The organism is Stenotrophomonas sp. 22385 (assembly GCF_052045085.1).
GTDB lineage: Bacteria > Pseudomonadota > Gammaproteobacteria > Xanthomonadales > Xanthomonadaceae > Stenotrophomonas.
This window is the reverse complement of sequence record NZ_JBQEOG010000001.1, coordinates 933,389-955,147: the sequence shown is the minus strand read 5'-3', so window position 1 is coordinate 955,147 and position 21,759 is coordinate 933,389. Positions and strand designations below refer to the sequence as shown.

General features: G+C 67.7%; 13 protein-coding genes. 7 read left to right on the top strand and 6 right to left on the bottom strand.

Going from position 1 to position 21,759, the window contains the following annotated elements:
* The first annotated feature begins 52 nt into the window (after positions 1-52).
* Positions 53-2,296, top strand: a complete 2,244-nt coding sequence (ggpS, locus tag ACTJI4_RS04055; protein WP_440868631.1) for a glucosylglycerol-phosphate synthase — start codon at positions 53-55, stop codon at positions 2,294-2,296.
* Between the two features lie 11 nt (positions 2,297-2,307).
* Here ggpS and blaL2 read toward each other — a convergent pair whose 3' ends face one another.
* Positions 2,308-3,216: a L2 family extended-spectrum class A beta-lactamase gene (gene blaL2 / locus ACTJI4_RS04050; RefSeq protein WP_440868585.1), complete on the bottom strand. Its 909-nt coding sequence runs from the start codon at positions 3,214-3,216 to the stop codon at positions 2,308-2,310.
* 198 nt (positions 3,217-3,414) lie between these two features.
* Here blaL2 and ACTJI4_RS04045 point away from each other — a divergent pair, with 198 nt between their 5' ends.
* Positions 3,415-4,284, top strand: coding sequence for a LysR family transcriptional regulator (locus tag ACTJI4_RS04045; protein ID WP_440868584.1), 870 nt, complete (start codon positions 3,415-3,417; stop codon positions 4,282-4,284).
* 135 nt (positions 4,285-4,419) lie between these two features.
* Here ACTJI4_RS04045 and ACTJI4_RS04040 read toward each other — a convergent pair whose 3' ends face one another.
* The gene (locus ACTJI4_RS04040; RefSeq protein ID WP_440868583.1) at positions 4,420-6,273 is read right to left on the bottom strand and encodes an ABC-F family ATP-binding cassette domain-containing protein; all 1,854 of its coding nucleotides are present in this window, start codon (positions 6,271-6,273) and stop codon (positions 4,420-4,422) included.
* Between the two features lie 334 nt (positions 6,274-6,607).
* Here ACTJI4_RS04040 and ACTJI4_RS04035 point away from each other — a divergent pair, with 334 nt between their 5' ends.
* Both ACTJI4_RS04035 and ybaL read left to right on the top strand, forming a co-directional pair.
* Entirely contained in the window at positions 6,608-9,001 is a 2,394-nt protein-coding gene (locus ACTJI4_RS04035; RefSeq protein ID WP_440868582.1) for a TonB-dependent receptor plug domain-containing protein, read from the top strand.
* Between the two features lie 169 nt (positions 9,002-9,170).
* Positions 9,171-10,871 (top strand): YbaL family putative K(+) efflux transporter, encoded by a 1,701-nt coding sequence (ybaL, locus tag ACTJI4_RS04030; protein WP_392920887.1) that lies wholly within the window; start codon positions 9,171-9,173, stop codon positions 10,869-10,871.
* Here the strand turns inward: ybaL and ACTJI4_RS04025 are convergent.
* Entirely contained in the window at positions 10,868-11,755 is an 888-nt protein-coding gene (locus ACTJI4_RS04025) for an AraC family transcriptional regulator (RefSeq protein ID WP_440868581.1), read from the bottom strand. The two genes, ybaL and ACTJI4_RS04025, sit on opposite strands and share 4 nt — an antisense overlap.
* A gap of 216 nt (positions 11,756-11,971) precedes the next feature.
* Here ACTJI4_RS04025 and ACTJI4_RS04020 point away from each other — a divergent pair, with 216 nt between their 5' ends.
* The gene (locus tag ACTJI4_RS04020) at positions 11,972-13,912 is read left to right on the top strand and encodes a M28 family metallopeptidase (protein WP_440868580.1); all 1,941 of its coding nucleotides are present in this window, start codon (positions 11,972-11,974) and stop codon (positions 13,910-13,912) included.
* 46 nt (positions 13,913-13,958) lie between these two features.
* On the opposite strand, the gene ACTJI4_RS04015 is transcribed toward ACTJI4_RS04020, so the two are convergent.
* Positions 13,959-15,260 (bottom strand): O-acetylhomoserine aminocarboxypropyltransferase/cysteine synthase family protein, encoded by a 1,302-nt coding sequence (locus ACTJI4_RS04015; protein WP_440868579.1) that lies wholly within the window; start codon positions 15,258-15,260, stop codon positions 13,959-13,961.
* A gap of 125 nt (positions 15,261-15,385) precedes the next feature.
* Positions 15,386-15,610: a hypothetical protein gene (locus ACTJI4_RS04010; RefSeq protein ID WP_440868578.1), complete on the bottom strand. Its 225-nt coding sequence runs from the start codon at positions 15,608-15,610 to the stop codon at positions 15,386-15,388.
* A gap of 12 nt (positions 15,611-15,622) precedes the next feature.
* Here ACTJI4_RS04010 and ACTJI4_RS04005 point away from each other — a divergent pair, with 12 nt between their 5' ends.
* A complete protein-coding gene (locus ACTJI4_RS04005) occupies positions 15,623-17,974 on the top strand; it encodes a M13 family metallopeptidase (protein ID WP_440868577.1) in 2,352 nt (783 codons plus the stop codon).
* A gap of 200 nt (positions 17,975-18,174) precedes the next feature.
* On the opposite strand, the gene clpB is transcribed toward ACTJI4_RS04005, so the two are convergent.
* Positions 18,175-20,760: an ATP-dependent chaperone ClpB gene (gene clpB, locus ACTJI4_RS04000; protein ID WP_440868576.1), complete on the bottom strand. Its 2,586-nt coding sequence runs from the start codon at positions 20,758-20,760 to the stop codon at positions 18,175-18,177.
* A 184-nt stretch (positions 20,761-20,944) separates the two neighbouring features.
* Between clpB and ACTJI4_RS03995 the strand changes: the two genes are divergently transcribed.
* A complete protein-coding gene (locus ACTJI4_RS03995; protein ID WP_440868575.1) occupies positions 20,945-21,655 on the top strand; it encodes a glutathione S-transferase in 711 nt (236 codons plus the stop codon).
* The last annotated feature ends 104 nt before the right edge of the window (positions 21,656-21,759 follow it).

Sequence of the window (21,759 nt, the reverse complement as noted above, 5' to 3'; positions counted from 1 at the left end):
ACCTGCCCCGTCCACCTCATCCCGCACGCCGGCGGCTCCCCCGGCCCAGCAACTGATTCTCGCCACCGACCTGGATGGCACCTTTCTCGCCGGCGATGCCGCCGCGCGTCACCGCCTGTACCGGTTGGTCGACCAGCACCCCGGTATCCGCCTGATCTTCATTACCGGCCGTGGCCTTGAAGCGGTGATGCCGCTGCTCTCCGATCCGGCCATTCCGCGCCCCGATTACGTGGTCTGCGATGTCGGCGCAACCGTGGTCGATGGCCACACCCTGCAGCCGCTGCAGCCCCTGCAATCGATGATCGACGCGCACTGGCCCGGCGAGCAGGTGGTGGCCGCCGCGATGCGGCCGTTCACCGCGCTGCAGCGCCAGGACGTGCCGCAGGAGCGGCGCTGCTCCTACTTCTGCGACCCGGCCACGCTGGCCCCGCTGCGTTCGCAGATCCAGGCCGCCGCCCAGGCGCTGGGCTGCGACGTGCTGTATTCGGCCGACCGCTATCTGGACATCCTGCCGCCGGACACCGACAAGGGCCGTACCCTGGCTGCGCTGGCGCGCCTGCTGGACCTGCCGCGTGACCGCATCCTGGTGGCCGGCGACACCCTCAACGACCTGTCGATGTACACCGCCGGCTTCCGCGGCGTGTGCGTGGGCGATTCCGAACCGGCGCTCACTGCCGCCACCCGCGGGCTGGCGCATACCTACCACGCGCAGGCACCGGGCTGCGGCGGCATCCTGGAAGCGATCGAGCATTTCGCCCTGTTGCCGGCCGATGATGCATGGCTCAAGCCGCCGGCAGCCAAGCGCGCCGAAGGTGCCGATCTGGTGATGCTCTACCACCGCATGCCCTTCGATGAAGTCATGGAAGACGGCGTGCTGGTGCAGCGCCCGCCGCGCTCGCCCAACGGCATCATTCCCTCGCTGCTGAGCTTCTTCCAGGGCGGCCAGACCGGGTCGTGGGTGGCCTGGGGCATCGACGATCCCAAGCGCGGCCCGTTCCAGACCCGCCTGGCAGTGGACGCCGAGCATTACCCCACCCTGACCGCCGCGCGCGTGCCGCTGACCCGGCAGGAAGTGGACATCTTCTACAAGCGCTTCTCCAAGGAAGCGTTCTGGCCGATGCTGCATGTGTTCTGGGAGCGCGCGCGCTTCCGCGAGGACGACTGGCAGGTGTTCCTCAAGGTCAACCGCCGCTTCGCCGAAGCAACGGCCGCCGAAGCCGCGCACGGGGCCACCGTGTGGATCCACGATTACAACCTGTGGATGGTGCCGGCCACGCTGCGCGAGCTGCGCCCCGACCTGAAGATCGCCTTCTTCCACCACACCTACTTCCCGTCTGCGGATGTGTTCAACGTGGTGCCGTGGCGCCGCGAGATCATCGGCAGCCTGCTCTGCTGCGACTATATTGGTTTCCACATCCCGCGCCAGGTGGAGAACTTCGTGGACGTGGTGCGCGGGGCGATGCCGGCCGAGCGATTGTCGTGGGAAAGCTGTGCGCCGCGCTTCCTGACCTATGGCTGCGCGGTGGGGCTGGATACGATGACCACGCGCATCCGTGTCGGTGACCGGGAGGTGGCACTGGGCGCGCACCCGGTCGGCACTGACCTGCGCCGCATCCACGACGTGCTGGCCCGGCCCGGCGTACGCAACGACATCTTCAAGCTGCGCCGTGAGATCGGCGCGCGCAAGCTGGTGCTGTCGGTGGAACGGCTGGATTACACCAAGGGCACGCTGGCCAAGCTGGAGGCATTCGAGCGACTGCTGGAACAGCATCCAGACCGGCAGGGCAAAGTGACCCTGCTGATGGTGTGCGTGCCGGCCGCGCGCGAAATGACCGTGTACCGCACGCTGCAGAACCAGATCGAACAGGCGGTGGGCCGCATCAACGGGCGCTTCTCGCGGCTGGACTGGACTCCGGTGCGTTTCTTCGCACAGGCGTTGCCGTTCGAAGAGGTGGTGGCGCATTACGCGGCGGCACAGGTGATGTGGATCACCCCGCTGCGCGATGGGCTGAACCTGGTGGCCAAGGAATTCGTCGCCACCCACGGGATCGAAGGCAGCAATGGCGTGCTGGTGCTGAGCGAATTCGCCGGCGCGGCGGCGGAGTTGAAGGGCGCGGTATTGACCAACCCGCACGACCCGGCCGACCTCACCGCCGGGCTGCTGCAGGCACTGTCGATGCCCGACGAAGAAGCCGGCGGCCGCATGCGCCAGCTGTTCGGCACCGTGGAGTACCACGATGTGGATCGTTGGGGCCGCGAGTTCCTTGATGCGGTCAAGCAAGCCGGCAACGGTTGATGCCGTATTGATCAGCGCGCGTGCGCGCTGATCATCTTTTCGCCGATGACCGCCACCTGGCGCAGCACGTCGTTGCGCCCGGCATCATCCACCGTGGCGCCCTGCAGGTAGCTGGTCAGCACCCACGGGGCGCCGCCGGCCAGCGGCCACAGGATCGCGATGTCATTGGTGGTGTCTTCGCCATTGCTGCCGGTCTTGTCGCCCACCCGCCACGCTGGCGACAACCCCGCACGCAGGCGCGTGTCGCCGGTTTCGTTGTCGATCAGCCAGTCGGCCAGCTGCAGGCGCGACGCTGGCTTGAGCACATCCCCCAGCACGAACCGCTGCAGGCTGGCCGCCATCGCGGCGGGGCTGGTGGTATCGCGCGGGTCATCGGGCGCGAATCGGTTCATCTCCGGCTCCAGGCGATCGTTGCGGGTCACCGCATCGCCATTGGCGCGCAGGAACGACGTCACCCCGGCCGGCCCACCCACTACGCCGAGCAGCAGGTTCGCCGCCGGGTTGTCGCTGGTCACCATGGTGGCGCGGCACAGGTCGCGCACGGTCAGGTCCTTGCCTATGTGGCGCCTGGTCACCGGGGCGTGCGACAACATGTCCTGCTGGCGTACCGGCAGCCGCCGATCCAGCGACAGCGTGCCCTGGTCGGCCAGGTGCAGCACGCAGGCGGAGAGCACGAACTTGAAGGTGCTGCACATCGGAAAGCGCTCGTCCTGCCGGTGACCGATGCGACGGCCACTGGCCGTGTCGAGCAAGGTCACGCCGAGGCGGCCGCCACTGGCTTTTTCCAGTGCGGCGAAGTCGCTCGCCTGGGCCTGGCTGGCGGCCAGCGTGGTCGGCGGAGCCTTGCCCAGCACGGTAGCAGCGAGGGCCGAGGCGGCGGCGGCGCCGGACCATTGCAGGAAGTGGCGGCGGGCAATCATGGGCGGTTCCTTGTTGGGCAGGGCTGCAGTATCGACATGCGGGCGGTGCCGGCACCAGCGCGTATTTTCAGGGATAGGCATGAGCCACACTAATGCCTGTCCGCCTGACGAACGACCCGTACCAAGGGTAGGATGGGGACCGCCGGCCAACGGCCGGCGCTACCGCCATCGCAGCCATCAGGATTGCTCACCTCTCCCATGCTTCGGCCCCAGCTCCCGCTCAACGCGCTACGCGCTTTTGAAGCCGCCGCGCGCCACCAGAACTTCACCCGCGCCGCGCTGGAGCTGTGTGTGAGCCAGGCCGCGCTGAGCCACCAGATCCGTGGGCTGGAAGAGCGCCTGGGCGCGGTGCTGTTCCACCGGCTGCCCCGCGGCGTGGCGCTGACCGACGAAGGGGCGCGCCTCTATCCGGTACTGAACGAGGCCTTCGATCGGATCGCGGTAAGCCTGGACCGGTTCGTGGGCGGGCATTTCCGCGAGGTCCTGGGGGTCGGCGTGGTGGGCACCTTCGCCACCGGTTGGCTGCTGCCACGGCTGGCCGATTTCAATGCGCGGCATCCGGATATCGAGCTGCGCCTGCAGACCCACAACAACCGGATCGACCTGGCCGGCGAAGGGTTGGACCTGGCGATCCGTTTCGGCGACGGCGACTGGCAGGGGCAGCTCTGTACGCCGGTGCTGGCCGCCCCGTTCGCACCGGTGTGCGCGCCGGCACTGGCGCGAACGCTGCGGCACCCGCGTGACCTGGCCAGTGTGGCGCTGCTGCGCTCCTACCGCAGCGACGAGTGGCCGCAGTGGCTGCAGGCTGCTGGCGTGGGCGAGCTGGAGGCGCGCGGGCCGGTGTTTGATTCATCGTTGACCCTGGCCAGTGCGGCAGCAGCCGGCGCCGGCGTGGCGTTGCTTCCGCTGCGGATGTTCGAACAGGACCTGGCGCAGGGACGGCTGGTGCAGCCGTTCGCACAGACATTGGAGCTGGGCAGCTATTGGCTGACGCGGCTACGCTCCCGGGCAGAGAGCGATGCGGCGCGGCGGTTCCGCACATGGCTGGAAGCGCAGGGCGCGGCGTGACACACGATGCATTGCACGCGCAGGGCCCCGGTCGCGCCGGCCCTACGTCCCGGGTGCGCAATTTCCGTTCGCCGTTCCCGTTCGCCGTTTCCGGCGTTCGTGCACCACGGCTGTTGCCGTGGCGCACGCATTGCGTCAGGCCATCAGCTCCATCCAGCTCGCCTCGGCCTTTTCCAGCTGTTGCGCGGTGGCTTCGCGGTCGCGGCCGAGCACCGCCATGCGGGTGGAATCGGCGTAGTTGGCCGGGTCGGCCAGCTGCCGGTCCAGCTCGGCCAGCTGGCTTTCCAGCTGGTTGACCTTCGCCTCGGCGGCGGCCAGCTTGACCGGGTTGACGTTCTTCTTCGGCGGCAGCGGCGGGGTCGGCGGTACCGGTTCCGGCGCGGCGGCGGCCATCTTCTGCTTGGTGCCCTGCGCCGCCGGGCGCGAACGCAGCCACGCCGCGTATTCGTCCAGGTCGCCGTCGAACGGCTCCACCACGCCATCGGCTACGCGCCAGAAGGTGTCGCAGACCAGGCCGATCAGGTGGCGGTCGTGCGAAACCATCACGATCGCGCCCTCGAAGGTCGCCAACGCTTCGGCAAGTGCTTCGCGCATTTCCAGGTCAAGGTGGTTGGTCGGTTCGTCCAGCAGCAGCACGTTCGGCTGCTGCCAGGCAATCATCGCCAGCGCCAGCCGCGCGCGCTCACCGCCGGAGAAACCGTCCACCGGCTCGAAGGCGCGGTCGCCGGCGAAGTTCCACTTGCCGAGGAAATCGCGGAAGGCCTGGTTGCTGCCATCCGGGGAAATGTCCCGGAAATGGTCCATCGGCGACTGGCCTGCGTGCAGGGACTCTACCGTGTGCTGGGCGAAGTAGCCGATGCGCAGGTCCGGGTGCGCCGAACGCTCGCCGGCCACCGGATCAAGCTCACCCACCAGGGTCCTGACCAGCGTGGTCTTACCGGCGCCGTTCGGGCCCAGCAGGCCGATACGCTGGCCCGCTTCCAGGCCGAAGCCGACGTGGTGCAGGATCACCGCGTCGGGGCTGTAACCGGCTTCCACATCGTTCAGGCGGATCAGCGAGAACGGCAGCTTGGCCGGGGGCGCGAATTCGATACGGAACTCGCGCTCGGCACGTACCGCTTCGGTGCCGGTCAGCTTGGCCAGGCGCTTCATGCGGCTCTGGGCCTGGGTGGCCTTGCTGGCCAACGCCTTGAAGCGGTCGATGAAGCTCTGCAGGTGGGCGCGCTCGGCCTGTTCCTTCTCGTGCGCGATCTGCTGCTGGCGCAGCTGTTCGGCGCGCTGGCGTTCGAAGTCGGTGTAGCCGCCCGGGTACAGCTTGACCCCGCCACCATGCAGGTGCAGGGTGTGGGTAGCCACGTTGTCGAGGAACTCGCGGTCATGCGAGATCAGCAGCAGCGTGCCCGGGTACTTGAGCAGCCACTGTTCCAGCCAGAACACCGCGTCCAGATCAAGGTGGTTGGTCGGTTCGTCGAGCAACAGCAGGTCGCTCGGCATCATCAGCGCGCGCGCCAGGTTCAGTCGCGCGCGCCAGCCACCGGAGAACGTCGCCACCGGCCGTGAGTGGGTGTCGGACGGGAAGCCCAAGCCATGCAGCAGCTTGCCTGCACGCGACTCGGCGTCGTATGCGCCGATCTCGGCCATTTTCTGGTGGGCATTGGCCACCGCTTCCCAATCCTCGCGCGCGGTTGCCTCGGCTTCCTCGCGCAGCACGGCCGCCACCTCGGTGTCACCTTCCAGCACGAACTGCAGCGCCGGGTCCTGCAGTGCCGGGGTTTCCTGGGCCACGCTGGCGATGCGGATCTTGCCGGGCAGGTCGACATCGCCCTTGTCGGCCTCCAGCTCGCCCTGCACGGCCGCGAACAGGCTGGACTTGCCGGCCCCGTTGCGGCCGACGACGCCCACGCGGTAGCCCGCATGCAGGGTCAGGTCGACGTTGGACAACAGCAGCCGCTCGCCGCGGCGCAAGGCGAAGTTACGAAGGGAAATCATTCTGGGGGTCCATATAACGGAATGGAATGTGCTGGTGAGCACCTTTCCTGCGACGCAATTCTAGCGTTAACGAATACTTGACGGGCCCCGGGATGCGCGGCAGGTCTCGTCTCTCTCCCACGACCCTGCCTGCGCTTTCCCCGGGACCTCTGTCCCGCGCGAGCCGTCAGATCGTCCTAAATCGTTGCTTTTGCAACGTTTTTTAGATTTGACAGTCAGTAAAAATACCGTTAATCCATGGATTGTGCACCGCAACACCCGCCCTCGCTGACCCGCTTTGCCGCAGTCGTGATGTCGCCCGGTGCCGCCTTGTCCCAACCGGAGCCACATCCTGATGAACCGCAAGACCCGCACGCTTGCCGCCGCTGTCGCCGTCGCCCTCGGGGCCTCTGCCTTCAGTGCCACTGCCCAGGACGCCCCTGCCCGCGCCAGCGCCAACACCCTGGACACGGTCATCGTGACCGGCACCCGCGTGGCCGACCGCACCGTGGCCGAGTCGCAGTCGCCCATCGACATCATCACCCCCGAGGCCCTGCAGTCCACCGGCACCACCGAACTGGCCACTGCGCTGGCCCGTGCCCTGCCCTCGCTGAACTTCCCGCGCCCGGCGCTCACCGACGGTACCAGTGGCATCCGTCCGGCGCAGCTGCGCGGCCTGTCCCCGGACCAGGTGCTGGTGCTGGTCAACGGCAAGCGCCGCCACACCTCGGCCCAGATCAACGTCAACGGCAGCATCGGCCGCGGCTCGTCGGCGGTGGACATCAACGCCATTCCCATCGCTTCGATCGAGCGCGTTGAAGTGCTGCGCGACGGTGCCTCGGCGCAGTACGGCTCGGACGCCATCGCCGGCGTGATCAACATCGTGCTCAAGGGATCCAGCGCCGGCGGCAGCCTGGCCCTGGATGCCGGCCAGTACTCGGCCGGCGACGGCAACAAGTACCAGCTTTCCGGCGATACCGGCATCGGCTTTGCCGACGGCCGCGGCAGCGTGCACGTGGCTGGGCAGATCACCCAGCAGGATGAAAGCAACCGCGCCGGGCCCTACCAGGGCACCGCGCCGAACACCGGCAACTTCCCCAGCGTGGGCCAGACCACCTTCGTGGTCGGCGACCCGCAGGTGGATGCCACGGCCGCCTCGGCCAATGCCAGCTTCCAGTTCAGCGACCGCGTCTCAGCCTATGCCACCGCCCTGGCCAGCAACCGCGACATCACCTCGTTCGCGTTCTACCGCTCGCGCACCAACAGCGGCCAGGGCGCGCTGCTGGCCCAGACCTACCCGGACGGCTTCGTCCCGGAAATCAACCAGTACTCCAAGGACCGCTCGCTGGTGGCCGGCGTGAAGGGCGACACCGAAAGCGGCTGGACCTGGGACGTGAGCTACAATCACGGCACCAACAAGATCGACTTCCACACCCGCAACAGCATCAACTACGCGCTGGGCGTGACCAGCCCGCGTTCGTTCTACGCCGGCGCGCTGGAATACACCCAGGACATCGGCAACGTGGACATCACCAAGCAGCTGGACTGGGGCCTGGCCTACCCGGTCACCCTCTCCTTCGGCGGTGAGTATCGCCGCGAGAAGTGGGAGCAGAGCGCGGGCGAGCCCAATTCGTACTTCGGCACCGGCGCCCAGGGCTTCGGCGGCTTCACCCCGCTCAACGCCGTCGATGCCGACCGCGACAACTACGCCGTCTACGCCGGCCTGGAAGCGGACCTGACCGACAAGTTCTCGGCCGGCGTCACCGGCCGTTATGAGGATTACTCGGACTTCGGCGACAAATTCTCCGGCAAGCTGTCGGCCCGCTACGCGTTCACCGACAAGGTTGCGCTGCGTGCCACCGCTTCGTCCGGCTTCCGCGCCCCGTCGCTGGCCCAGCAGAGCTACCAGGCGGTAACCAGCACCATCGTCAACGGCGTGTTCGTCGAACGCGGCACCTTCCCCACCACCAGCACCGCCGCGCAGGCACTGGGCGCCAGCCCGCTGAAGGCTGAAAGCTCCACCTCCTACAGCGTGGGCCTGGTACTGCAGCCGATCGACCGCCTCTACCTGACCGTGGATGCGTACCAGATCGACATCGACGACCGCATCATCCTGTCCACCAACATCACCACCAATGCGGCCACCAATGCGCTGCTGGCCAACCTGGGCCTGCCGCAGGTCACCGCGTTCTCCTACTTCACCAACGGCGTGGATACCCGCACCCGAGGCGTGGACGCGGTGTCCAGCTACACCATCCCGTTCAGTGCCAGCTCGCTGGAACTGACCGCGGCCTACAGCTACAACGACACCGAGGTGAAGAAGTTCATCGCATCGCCGGCCGTGTTCGGCTCTCTGGGCCTGACCCAGTCGCTGATCGGCCGCGATGAAGTGGGCCGCATCGAAGACAGCTACCCACGCGACAAGACCATTCTCAGCGGCACCTGGCGGTCGGACCACTGGGACCTGAATCTGGCGGCCACCCGCTACGGCTCGTTCACCGTGCGCAATTCGGCCACCCCGACCCGCGACCAGACCTACGATGCCTCGTGGGTGCTCGATGCCTCGGTGGCCTACAAGCCGAGCGAGAACTGGACCCTGACGTTGGGTGCGGACAATCTGCTGGATGAATACCCCGACCGCACCGTGGACCTGCAGAACTCCACCTGGGGCATGCTGCCGTACAGCAACTACTCGCCGTACGGCTTCAACGGCGCCTACGTGTACGGCCGCGTCACGTACAAGTGGTGAGTTCGCGGTAGCGCCGGCTGTCAGCCGGCCCTCGCGGACGTTCCGGCGTTCATGAGGGCCGGCCAACGGCCGGCGCTACCGACAGCTGCAGCGTCGATTACCACAGTACGGTTTGCCGGAACTGGCCGCATCGGTGAAAATCGGGGCATCCCCCACGTTGCGAGCCCCGATGCACCATGACACCGACCTGATCAACATCGTTGCCGTTGGCCTTGGGCTCGCCTTCATCCTGGGTGCGCTGGCCAACAAGCTGCGTTTGTCTCCGCTGGTTGGTTACCTGGTTGCGGGCATCTGCGTAGGACCCTTCACTCCCGGCTTCGTGGCCGACCAGGCGCTGGCCAACCAGCTGGCCGAAATCGGCGTGATGCTGCTGATGTTCGGCGTGGGCCTGCACTTCTCGTTGAAAGACCTGATGGCGGTCAAGGCGATCGCCATTCCCGGCGCGGTCGGGCAGATCCTGGTCGCCACGCTGCTGGGCTGGGGCCTGGCCTGGTTGATGGGCTGGCCGGTGATCCATGGCGTGGTGTTCGGCTTCGCGCTGGCCACCGCCAGTACCGTGGTACTGCTGCGGGCCATGGAAGAACGCCGCCTGCTGGAAACCCAGCGCGGCAAGATCGCAGTGGGCTGGCTGATCGTCGAAGACCTGGCCTGCGTGCTGGCGCTGGTGATGATGCCGGTGCTGGCCGGCGTGTTCGGCCCCGACGCGGCTGCTGAAACCCACACAATCGGCAGCGTGCTGGCCAGCATCGGCTGGACCTTCGTGCAGCTGGGCCTGTTCGTGGCAGTGATGCTGGTGGTGGGCCGCCGGGTCATCCCGTGGATCCTGGAGCGCATTGCCGGTACCGGCTCGCGCGAACTGTTCACCCTGGCGGTGCTGGCCATCGCGCTCGGCGTGGCGTTCGGCTCGGCCATGCTGTTCGGTGTGTCGTTCGCACTCGGCGCGTTCTTCGCCGGCATGCTGCTCAACGAATCCGAGCTCAGCCACAAGGCCGCCAACGATTCGCTGCCGCTGCGCGATGCGTTCGCTGTGCTGTTCTTCGTCTCGGTGGGCATGCTGTTCAACCCGGCCATCCTGGTCGAACACCCGTGGCAGGTGCTGGCCACCGCCGCCATCATCATGTTCGGCAAGTCCGCCGCCGCGTTCCTCATCGTGCGCGCCTTCGGCCACCCCAACGGCACCGCGCTGACCATTTCGGCCAGCCTGGCGCAGATCGGCGAATTCGCTTTCATCATCGCCGGCCTCGGCGTGAGCCTAAAGATCCTGCCGCCCACCGGCCAGGCACTGGTGCTGGCCGGCGCGCTGATCTCGATCATGCTCAATCCGCTGGTGTTCGGCCTGCTTGACCGCTGGCTGGTCAAAAACCAGGAAACGCCCGCCGCTGCAGTGGAAACCGAATTGCCGCCCGGCCCGTCGCTGGACCTGCATGACCACGCCATCGTGATCGGCTACGGCCGGGTTGGCAGCGCGCTGGCGCAGGTGCTGCGCGATCGCGGCGTGCCGGTGCTGGTGATCGACGACAACAAGGAACACGTGGCCGAAGCGCATGCCGCCGGCCTGCCGGCGATTCGTGGCAGCGCCGCCTCCGACCGCGTGCTTGCCGAAGCCCACCCCGAACGCGCCAAGATCGCGGTGCTGGCCATTCCGCAGCCGCTGGAAGCCGGCGAAACCCTGGCCAAGCTGCGCGCGCTCAACCCGGGGCTGACCCTGCTGGCGCGCGCGCACAGCGACGCCGAAGTGAAGCACCTGCTCGAACACGGTGCCGACGGCACGGTGATGGCCGAACGCGAGCTGGCCTACTCGCTGGCCGAGATGGTCATGGCCACCCCGCCGTACCGCAACATCGGCAAGCACACCATTCCAGTGGTTTAACGGGCCGCCAGCGGCACGCAGATATCGGCGCGCAGGATCGCCTCGGGAACATCCTCGGGGTCGTCCAGATAGTGGTAGTACAACGGCGCGTCGCGCAGCACGCGCCCGCTGTCGGGCAGCCACTGCCGCAGCAGCGCGTCGGTAGCGGCTTCAAGACCGGCGTAGCTGCCCACGTGGCGCAGCACCGCGTGGTCGCCGCCGCCCAGGGTCAACCGGCGCAGCGGTGGAGGTACTGGCTGCGCAAGGTCGCCAAACCCCATTCCGCAGTCGAACAGGCACTCCCTGGGCGCGACGTCGCGATGGTCGTTGAGTGCGATACCCACCAGGTGCTGCAGCTGTTCGGCCAAGCCCTCGCCTGCGGCCCAGGCGAACAACGTGCCGAATGCACGGTCCAGTTCGTCGAATGCGCCCTGCTTGCGCAGCACCACCACTTCGAACGGTTCCAGCTCGGCCACCCGAACCTGCAGCGCGGAGATCGGCTCGGCCTGGTCGCCCGCGGGAACTTCAAGATGCCGCTGCCAGCGCGCGCGCAGCGTGGGGTCGTCGCGCAACGATGCGGGGGTGGCATCCAGTTCCCGCCGGCAGGCGCGGGCCAGGGCCTGCGGGCTTTCAAAGCCCACCTGCAGAGCTACGTCGGTCACCCGCGCGCCGGGTTTTCCCAGCAGGTGCAGCGCCTGCGCCAGCCGCAACCGCGCCACGGTGCGTCCGGGGGTTTCGCCGGTCAGCGCGCGGTACAGCCGGTGGAAGTGGTACGGCGACTGATGCGCGGTGGCGGCCAGTGCCTCCAGGTCGGGCAGTGGCTCGCCCTCCCGCAGGCAGCGTTGCAGCTGGGCGATGACGCGGTCGATACCGTGGCGCTGGCGGATCTGGGCAAGGCGGTTCATGTCGGGCTCCATCCGGGGGTGCATCCAGCGTGCAGCGCGCGCCTACGCCGCGCGTGCCCGAACTTGCGCAGTTGCGGCTCCGGGATCGTAGCGGGTTGCCACTGCTGCGTGTGACGGCGGTCCCATCCAGGTACCAGCCGCAACTGCTCCGATGGGCAGCGGCGCCGCAATGCGGCACGGTGCAGTGGGCCTGCGCCCGCCATTGGAGAAATTGCCATGCCGCTCGACATCCCGTTCGCCCGCCACGTCCAGGGCCACTTCGACAACACCGTCGCGCGCAACCTGCGCTCGCGCGGCGTGCCCCGGCAGCCGCTGCCGAACGCGTTCACACCACTGACCGTGCGCAATGGCCGCGACTGGGTGCTCAGCGCGCTGGCGTTGTCCTCGGCGATGGCCCTGGCCCGTGTTCCGCAACGCGGGCCCGCACTGGCGCCTGGCCCTGCCGCGCCGGACCGCGTTGCCCGGCAGGGCACCGTGGCGCCCGCACTCCTGCCCGGCGCACAAGCCCAAGGCGGCGCCGGCTACCAGGCGGTGCCGGTAGCGGCCAATGGACCGACCGCACCTGCCGCCGCACTGGGGCGCATCGCCAATACCGCTACGCTCAGCTGCGTTGCGCGCCCGAGTGAGTGTCCGCGCACGCTCGCCGCAGCGACGATCGCCGCTGCCACGGTGATTACCAGTGCGGCCGCTGGAGGTGTGCTGGGGTTCGTGCTTGGCCGCGAAAGCGCATTGGACGCCAACAACGCCGACCGCACGCCCGCGCCGGCCTCGCTTCCGTTGACCCTGTACGACCTGCTGCCCGACGAACACCGCCACCGCCTGCTGGAGATCGTCCGCGACTGCGGCACCGATGCGGCGGCCTGCACCGGCCCGGCGATCCGATCGTTGTTGCAGGACCTGCCTGAGGCCACGCGCCGCCAGATCATGGTGACGCTGGGCGTTGCCCGCCAGGCGGAAACGCACGGGCACGGCGGCTGGCCGAGCGGCGCTGAGGCCGCCGCGCTGGCGCCCATGCTGTCGTGGGTGGATTGGGCGGCCGAACTGCTGGGCAGCGTGGTGAGCCCGGCACAGGCCCGCTTCGAGCTGGACCTGGAACAGATCGCGCAGGCCACGCTCGGCGCGCAGCAGCCGGGCATGACCGGCGCGCTGCGCGAGTCGGCTGCCAACGCCGCCCGCTTCGATACGATCCGCGCCTTGTTCAAGCGCGACGGCCACACCCTGCAGCAGCTGCCGTTCTCCGGCAGCACCCGCGATTCCTTCGGCTTCGACCAGACTTACAACGGCTGCAACCTGATGCTGGAGTTTGCCGGTGCCGGCACCCCACAACGCACGTTGATGGTGCTCGCCCATGGCGACATGACCGGCGCGCGCGACGGCTCCAGCGGCGCCAGTGACAATGGCACCGGGCTGGCCACGCTGCTGGCGCTTGCCCGGAAACTGAGCGCGGAAAAACTTCCCGACGGCATGCGCGTGCAGTTGATGGTGACCGACCTGGAAGAGCACGGCATGCTGGGCGCCAAGGCCTACGCCGAGCAGTGCCTGGCGCAGGCCAGCTGTCCGGACGAGGCGCTCAACCTGGACATGACCGGGCGCGGCGATGGCATGACCTTGTCTGGCTCCGACCGCCATCACCTGTACATGGATGGCGATTCGCGCGCGCTGCAACCGCCTCCCGCGCCGGTGACCGCCCACGAAGCACAGTTGCGTCGATTGCTCGAAAGCGCTGCCGCCGATGTCGGGCTGACCGTGCATGACAGCGCTGGCTGGGTGATGCAGTCGGATCAGATTGCCCTCCAGCGCGAAGGCATTCCGGCGTTGGGGATGAACCTGGCCGATGCGGCCGATATCCCGCTTGAACGCGACATGCAGCAGGCGCGGGCGCGGCTGTGGGTGGCCAATGCGGACGTGGACTGGAGCCGGTTCGAGCACTACCTCAATGGCACGCTGGGTCCGGAAGAGGCGCAGGCGATGGAAACGCGGATGGACGCCATGGAGCACGCCATGAACGCCTACAAGGCGTTGCCGCTGTCACCTGCGTTGGCGCGCATCCACAACCGCCAGGACCAGCTCGACCAGGTCGACCCGCGCCGCGCGATGGCCGCGCTCGCGGTGGTGGAAGGGGCCATCGACGCGTGGCTGCACGCACCGGCGCCCTGATAAAAACCCACCCCGGCCGGCCCGCACCGGCCGGGATGGTCCCGCCTCACGCCTTGGCCAGCGCCTGCTCCAGATCGGCCAGCAGGTCGTCGACGTGCTCGATGCCGATCGACAGCCGCACCGTGTCTTCGCTCACCCCGGCCCGCTCCAGTTCCGCCGCATCCAACTGGCGGTGCGTGGTCGACGCCGGATGGGTGGCCAGCGACTTGGCATCACCCAGGTTCACCAATCGGGTAAACAGCTGCAGGGCATCCAGGAAGCGCGCGCCCGCCGCGCGCCCGCCCGGCAAGCCGAAGGTCAGCACGCCCGAGCCGTGCCCGCGCAGGTAGCGCTGCACCAGCGCGTGCTCGGGGTGGTCGGGCAGCGCCGCGTAGTTCACCCACGCCACCTTGGCGTGGTCGCGCAGGAAGCCGGCGATCGCCAGCGCATTCGCGTTGATCCGGTCCAGCCGCAGCGCCAACGTTTCGATGCCCTGCAGGATCAGGAAGGCATTGAACGGCGACAGCGCCGCGCCGGTATTGCGCAGCGGCACCACCCGCGCGCGCCCGATGTAGGCCGCCGCGCCCAGCGCCTCGGTATAGACAACGCCGTGATAGCTCACGTCTGGCTCGTTGAGCCGGCGGAAGCGCTGCTTGTGCTCAGCCCAGGGGAAGCGCCCGGAATCGACGATCGCGCCGCCGACGCTGGTGCCGTGCCCACCCAGGTACTTGGTCAGCGAATGCACCACGATGTCGGCGCCGAAGTCGAACGAGCGCTGCAGGTACGGGGTGGCCACCGTGTTGTCGACGATCAGCGGCACGCCATGCGCATGTGCGATGTCGGCCACCGCCTGGATGTCGGTGATGTTGCCGCGAGGGTTGCCGATGGACTCGACGAACACCGCCTTGGTGCGGTCATCGATGAGCCCGGCGAACGCATCCGGATCGCGGTAATCGGCGAACCGGGTCTGGATGCCAAACTGCGGCAACGTATGCGCGAACAGGTTGTAGGTACCGCCGTACAACGCGCTGGAGGCCACGATGTTGTCACCGGCCTCGGCGATGGTCTGGATCGCGTAGGTGATGGCCGCCTGCCCCGACGCCAGCGCCAAGGCGCCAATGCCACCTTCCAGCGCGGCCAGGCGCTGCTCCAGCACGTCGGTGGTGGGATTCATGATGCGCGTGTAGATGTTGCCCGTCACCTTCAGGTCGAACAGGTCCGCCGCGTGCTGGGTATCGTCGAACGCGTAGGCCACCGTCTGGTAGATCGGCACCGCCACCGCACGCGTGGTCGGGTCCGGCCGGTAGCCGCCATGCACGGCGATGGTTTCCGCTTTCCACGGCGGCAGCGAGGTGTCCGGTTCCGACATCGTAAGGTCTCCGCGCACGGTACGTGCGAAAACGCACCATAGCCGAGCCCCGCCGCGCCCTGTCATGCCGGTTGCTCATGAGTACCGTCACTGCAGTGATGTGCGTGGTGCGTTTCGTACCAATCCTATGTGCGTCCTGCGGGCCCGTGGGCATGATCGCGCTCCGCCTGCAACCGGCAGGCACCCGCACGACTGATAGTGGAGGTCACGCCATGCGTGCCGATGCCGTACAACAACACCGCCGCAGCGTCGGCCAGTTCAATCGCAAGCTGTGCGGCCGACAGCCCGCACGAGACCATGCCCGCCACCAGCGCTTCGGCACCGAGGGTCCGCCGCTTTTGCGCGTCCACAACGCAGCCGGCATGCTCACGCTTGCAGCGCTCACCGCCAACCTGCTGATACCGCAAGGCGCGGCTGGCGCAGCACGCGCGGGCCGGCCGCCGACGATGCAGTCGCCAGCGCAGGCGCCGCCGGCTCTGCTGCCTGGTGCGGCCGCGACGCGGGGTGAAGCGTATCTGGCCGTGCCGGTCCAGGAACCACTGGACCGGATTGGAACCGCGGCCACCGCAGGCTGCCTGGCTCGCCCACGCGAGTGCTCCCGGATACTGGCAGGGGCCGCCGTCACTGCGCTGGGCGCGTTCGCGGGCACCTGGATTGGCTATGAGCTCGGCTACCGCTCCGGGCAAGGCGCGTGCGGCAGGGCCTCCACGAGCCTCCCCGCTGCTGACACCCTGGTCCAGACCCCGGAGAGCGACGATGGTCTGCCAGCGCCGCTGCGCTTCAACCCGGCCGACATCGATCCGGACCACCCGCCCTGTCAGTCGCTGTACGCACACATCAATAGCCGATGGCATGCGACCGAGCAGCGGCCCGCCGACCAGCCGCTGTGGAACATGCCGACGATGCTGCAGGAACGTTCGCTGGCATTGCAGCGCCGCGTCGTGGAACAGGCCGCCAACCTGGACATGCCGACCCACGTGGAGAAGATCGTGGCCGACCTGTGGCGCACCGGCATGAACCAGCGCCAGATCAATGCGGACGGCATCGCGCCGCTGCGCGCGGAGCTGGCCGCCATCGACGCCCTGCGGACACCCGAAGCGGTAGAGGCGCACCTGCACACGCTCACCGCGGTCGGCCTCAACCCGGTGTTCGGGTTCGGCGTCGACCTGGACATGGACGCGCGCGACAGCCAGATCGCCTACGCCTTCCAGGGCGGCCTCGGGCTGCCGGACCGCAGCTACTACCTGGACCCGGAACATGCCGAAGCCGCACTGGCCTACCGCGCGCACGTCGCGCACGTGCTGCGCCTGGCGGGCGACGCGCCGGCCGATGCCGAGCGCCAGGCCGATGCGGTCCTCTCGCTGGAACGCCGCCTTGCCAACGCGTCGGCGCCGTGGAACGAGCTAAACGAGAACGTCACCAACTTCTATCATCCGCTGACGGTGCCGGAGGCCGATGCGCTCACCCCCGGCTTCCGCTGGAGTGCGTTGTTCCAGGCGTTGGGCGTGGCCCCACCGGACCGTTTTTCGCTGGCCACGCCCGCCTTCCACCAGGCGGTGGGTCGGGCGTTGACCAACGAGGAACCGGCCACCTGGCGCGCCTACCTGCGCTTCCACACGCTTGACTCGGCCAGCCCGTTCCTGGGCGATGACTTCGTCCGCGCCCATCACGACTTCCACGGCAGGACGCTGCAGGGCCAGGAAGCAATGCCGCCGCGCTGGAAGCAGGTGCTGGCTGCCATCGAACGCGTGGCCGGTGAAGCGCTCAGCGAACTCTACGTTCCCGCCGCCCTCCCGCCGGAAGCCCGCGCACGGGTGGTGGCGCTGATCGAGCAGGTCATGGCGGCCCTGAAACGACGCCTGGCAGTAGTGCCGTGGATGGATCCCGAAACCCGCGCCACCGCGCTGCGCAAGGCCGATGCCTTTCGACCGCGTATCGGCCACCCCGAACGCTGGCCGGACTGGTCCGGGCTGCACACCGAATCGTGCGGTTACCTGCGTAACCTGCGCGCGGCCACCGCGTTCGCCCGGCGCAACGAACTGGCCCGGATGGGAGCGCCGGTGGACACCGCACTCTGGCGGATGACCGCGCAGACCGTGGACGCGTACCACGACGTGATGAACAACGACATCGCCTTCTCGGCGGCGCTGCTGCAGCCGCCCTTCTTCGACATGGAGGCAGACGATGCGCTCAACTACGGCGCGATAGGCGCGGTCATCGGCCATGAGATTTCGCACGCGTTCTCGGCAGAATCCAGTCAGTTCGGTCTCGATGGCAGCCTGCAGAGCTGGTGGAGCGATGCCGACCGGCAGAATGCCGCGGCGATTTCCGCGCGGCTTGCCGCACAGTTTGACCAGCAGCAGGTGGACGGACTTGCGCTCAATGGGCGGCTGACCGCCAATGAGAACCTGGCCGACCTGAGCGGCCTGACTATCGCCTTGGATGCGCTTGAATTCGCGACCCGCAACCAGACCGATCCAATGCTGCACGGGCTCACCCGCAGGCAGTTGTTCTATCTCAGCTGGGGCATGCTGTACCGCGACATGCGCACCCGCGAACGCCTGCAGCGCGACCTGGAAACCGACGTGCATGCCTTCGGGCCGCCACGCGCAGATGTCGGCCCGGCCAACATGCCCGCCTATGCCGCAGCGTTCCACTGCCCGCCCGGAGCGCCTATGACCCGCAACGCCTCCGAACGGGTCGTCTACCTCTAGGTCCACTGAACATGCATACTCCGCGACGGTCGCCCGGGAAGCTTCCGGCGACGTCGCAGAAGGGGCGGGGTCCCTGCGCCTGGCATCAAAGGCAACTCGATCGCATTGGCCGGATTACCGCAGCACCATCAAATTCATACCGCGCTGAAAGCACAGAGCCCCGGTTGATCCGGGGCTCTGCGTCCATCGGTCAAGGTTGATCAGCCTTTGGCGAAAACCAGGCGGCCTTCGGCCGCATCCACCCGGATCACATCGCCGCCAACAAAGTCGCCGGACAGGATCTTCTGCGCCAGCGGGTTTTCCAGCTGCGCCTGGATCGCGCGCTTGAGCGGCCGGGCACCGTAGATCGGATCGAAGCCCACGTTGCCCAGCAGCTCGAACGCCGCGTCGCTGACCTCGATGCGCAGGCCACGTTCGGCCAGGCGCTTTTCCAGGCCCTGCATCTGGATGCGTGCGATCTGCTTGATCTGTACCTTGTCCAGCGGGTGGAACACCACGATGTCGTCCAGTCGATTGATGAACTCCGGGCGGAAGTGCGCCTGCACCACGCCCATCACCGCCGCCTTCATCTGCGTGTAGGCCTCCGGGCTGTCATCGCTGGACATGTCCTGGATCTGGTGCGAGCCCAGGTTGGAGGTCATCACGATGACGGTGTTGCGGAAGTCCACGGTGCGGCCCTGGCCATCGGTGAGGCGGCCATCGTCCAGCACCTGCAGCAGGATGTTGAACACATCGGTGTGCGCCTTCTCCACTTCGTCCAGCAGGATCAGCGAGTACGGGCGACGGCGCACGGCCTCGGTGAGGTAACCGCCCTCTTCGTAGCCCACATAGCCCGGGGGCGCACCAATCAGCCGCGCCACGCTGTGCTTTTCCATGAACTCGCTCATGTCGATGCGGATCATGGCGTCACTGCTGTCAAACAGGAATTCGGCCAGCGACTTGCACAGCTCGGTCTTGCCCACCCCGGTCGGGCCCAGGAACAGGAACGAACCACTGGGCCGGTTCGGGTCGGACAGGCCGGCACGCGAACGACGCACCGCATCGGAAACCACCTTGATCGCCTCTTCCTGGCCCACCACGCGCTCATGCAGCACGTCTTCCATGCGCAGCAGCTTGTCGCGCTCGCCCTCCAGCATGCGGTTGACCGGAATGCCGGTCCAGCGCGAGACCACCTCGGCAATCTCCTCGGCCGTCACCCGGTCCTGGACCAGCTTGAACTCGGTGTTCTCCGCTTCCTGCGCCACATGCAGCTGCTTTTCCAGCTGCGGCAGCTGGCCATACTGCAGTTCGCTCATGCGGCCGAAATCCTGGCGCCGCTGTGCCGCTTCCAGTTCGAGCTTGACCTGCTCGATCTGCTCCTTGATCTTGGTAGTGCCCTGCAGCGCGGCCTTCTCCGACTTCCAGATCTCGTCCAGGTCGGAGAACTCGCGCTCCAGCGCATCGATCTCGGTTTCCAGGTCGGCCAGGCGCTGGCGCGAGGCATCGTCCTTTTCCTTCTTCAGCATCTCGCGCTGGATCTTGAGCTGGATCAGGCGGCGTTCCAGGCGGTCCAGCTCTTCCGGCTTGGAGTCGATCTCCATGCGGATGCGCGAGGCAGCCTCGTCCATCAGGTCGATGGCCTTGTCCGGCAGCTGGCGGTCGGCAATGTAGCGGTGCGACAGCGTGGCTGCCGCCACGATCGCCGGATCGGTGATCTCCACCCCATGGTGCACCGCGTACTTTTCCTTCAACCCGCGCAGGATGGCGATGGTGTCTTCCACGCTGGGCTCGCCCACGAACACCTTCTGGAAGCGGCGTTCCAGTGCGGCATCCTTCTCGATGTACTTGCGGTACTCGTCCAGGGTGGTGGCACCCACGCAGTGCAGCTCACCGCGCGCCAGCGCCGGCTTGAGCATGTTGCCCGCGTCCATCGCGCCATCGGCCTTGCCCGCGCCCACCATGGTGTGCAGCTCATCGATGAACAGGATGATCTGCCCTTCGCTCTTGGCCAGGTCGCTGAGCACGCCCTTCAGGCGCTCTTCGAATTCACCGCGGAACTTGGCGCCGGCGATCAACGCGCCCATGTCCAGCGACAACACGCGCTTGCCGCGCAGGCCCTCGGGCACTTCGTCGTTGATGATGCGCTGGGCCAGCCCTTCCACGATGGCGGTCTTGCCCACGCCGGGTTCGCCGATCAGCACCGGATTGTTCTTGGTGCGGCGCTGCAGAACCTGGATGGTGCGGCGGATTTCCTCGTCGCGCCCGATCACCGGGTCCAGCTTGCCGCTCTCGGCGCGCGCGGTCAGGTCGATGGTGTACTTCTCCAGCGCCTGCCGCTGTTCTTCGGCGTTCTCGCTCTGCACGCTGTCGCCACCGCGGATCTTCTCGATGGCCGCATCGATCCTGGTCTTGTCCGCGCCGGCAGCGCGCAGCGCCATGCCGAGCGTGCCGCCATCGTCCAGCGCGGCGCGCACGAACCACTCGCTGGCGATGAACGCATCGCCATGCTGCTGGGCCAGCTTGTCGGTGCTGTTGAGCAGCCGGTTCAGGTCATTGCCCATCGACAGGCTGCCTGCCTGCCCGGACACTTTCGGCAGCGCATCCAGCGCCTCGGTCAGCCGCTCGCGCAGCACCGGCACGTTGACCCCGGCCTGGGCCAGCAGCGGCCGCGTGCTGCCGCCCTGCTGGTCCAGCAACGCGGTGAGCACGTGCACCGGTTCGATGATGTTGTGGTCGCGGCCCACGGCCAGCGACTGTGCGTCTGCCAGCGCCTGCTGGAAACGCGAGGTGAGCTTGTCCATCCGCATGGGGAATCCTCGATATTCTGCCGCTGGCCGAGCCAGCACTATCAGACAGATGCGGTTACGCAGGCGTGTTTCAAGGGGCGATGAGAACGTATTCAGGCCTTGGACGACGTCACCCCCACACCGCCATCACGCCTGCTTGGCAGCGCAGGCGGGAGGCTGGGGCCTCCTGTCGTGGAGCGTGCGCATGCATTACGAGCTGTATTACTGGACCGGCATCCAGGGCCGGGGCGAGTTCATCCGGCTGGCGCTGGAGGATGCCGGCGCGGCCTATACGGACATGACCCGGGTGCACGGGGATGAGGTAATGCAGCCATTCCTGGACGGTAAGGCCGACGGGCTGCGTCCATTCGCGCCGCCGTTCCTGGTCAGTGGGCGGCAGGTGATCGCGCAGGTGGGCGCGATCCTGGACCATCTGGGGCCCGAGCTGGGCCTGGTGCCCGACGCCGCCTCGCGGCGCGCGCAGGCGCTGCAGCTGCAGTTGACCATTGCCGACCTGGTGGCCGAGATCCACGATACCCACCACCCGATTGCAGCCTCGCAATATTACGAGGACCAGAAGAAGGAAGCGAAGGCGCGCGCAGCGTCGATGCGTAGCGAGCGGCTGCCGAAGTTCCTCGGCTGGTTTGAAAGCGTGCTGCAGGCCAATGGCGGCCTGCACCCGCTGCGCGAGCATTCCTATGTGGACCTGTCACTGTTCCAGCTGGTCAGCGGGCTGCAGTACATGTTCCCGCGGCGCATGCAGGCGCTGCGGCCCTCATTGCCGTTGCTGCACGCCTTGAAGGATCGGGTGGAGCGGCGACCCCACATCGCCGCCTACCTGGCCTCCGAACGCCGGTTGGCCTTCAACACCAACGGCATTTTCCGCCATTACACGGAGCTGGACGGCGACGATTGACGCCTGGTCACGACCAACGGTCGTGACCTACCGGGGTGTCATTGCCCGCGGCCGTTGGCCATGGTGCGATTGCCCGTGGCCGTTGGCCATGGTGCGATTGCCCG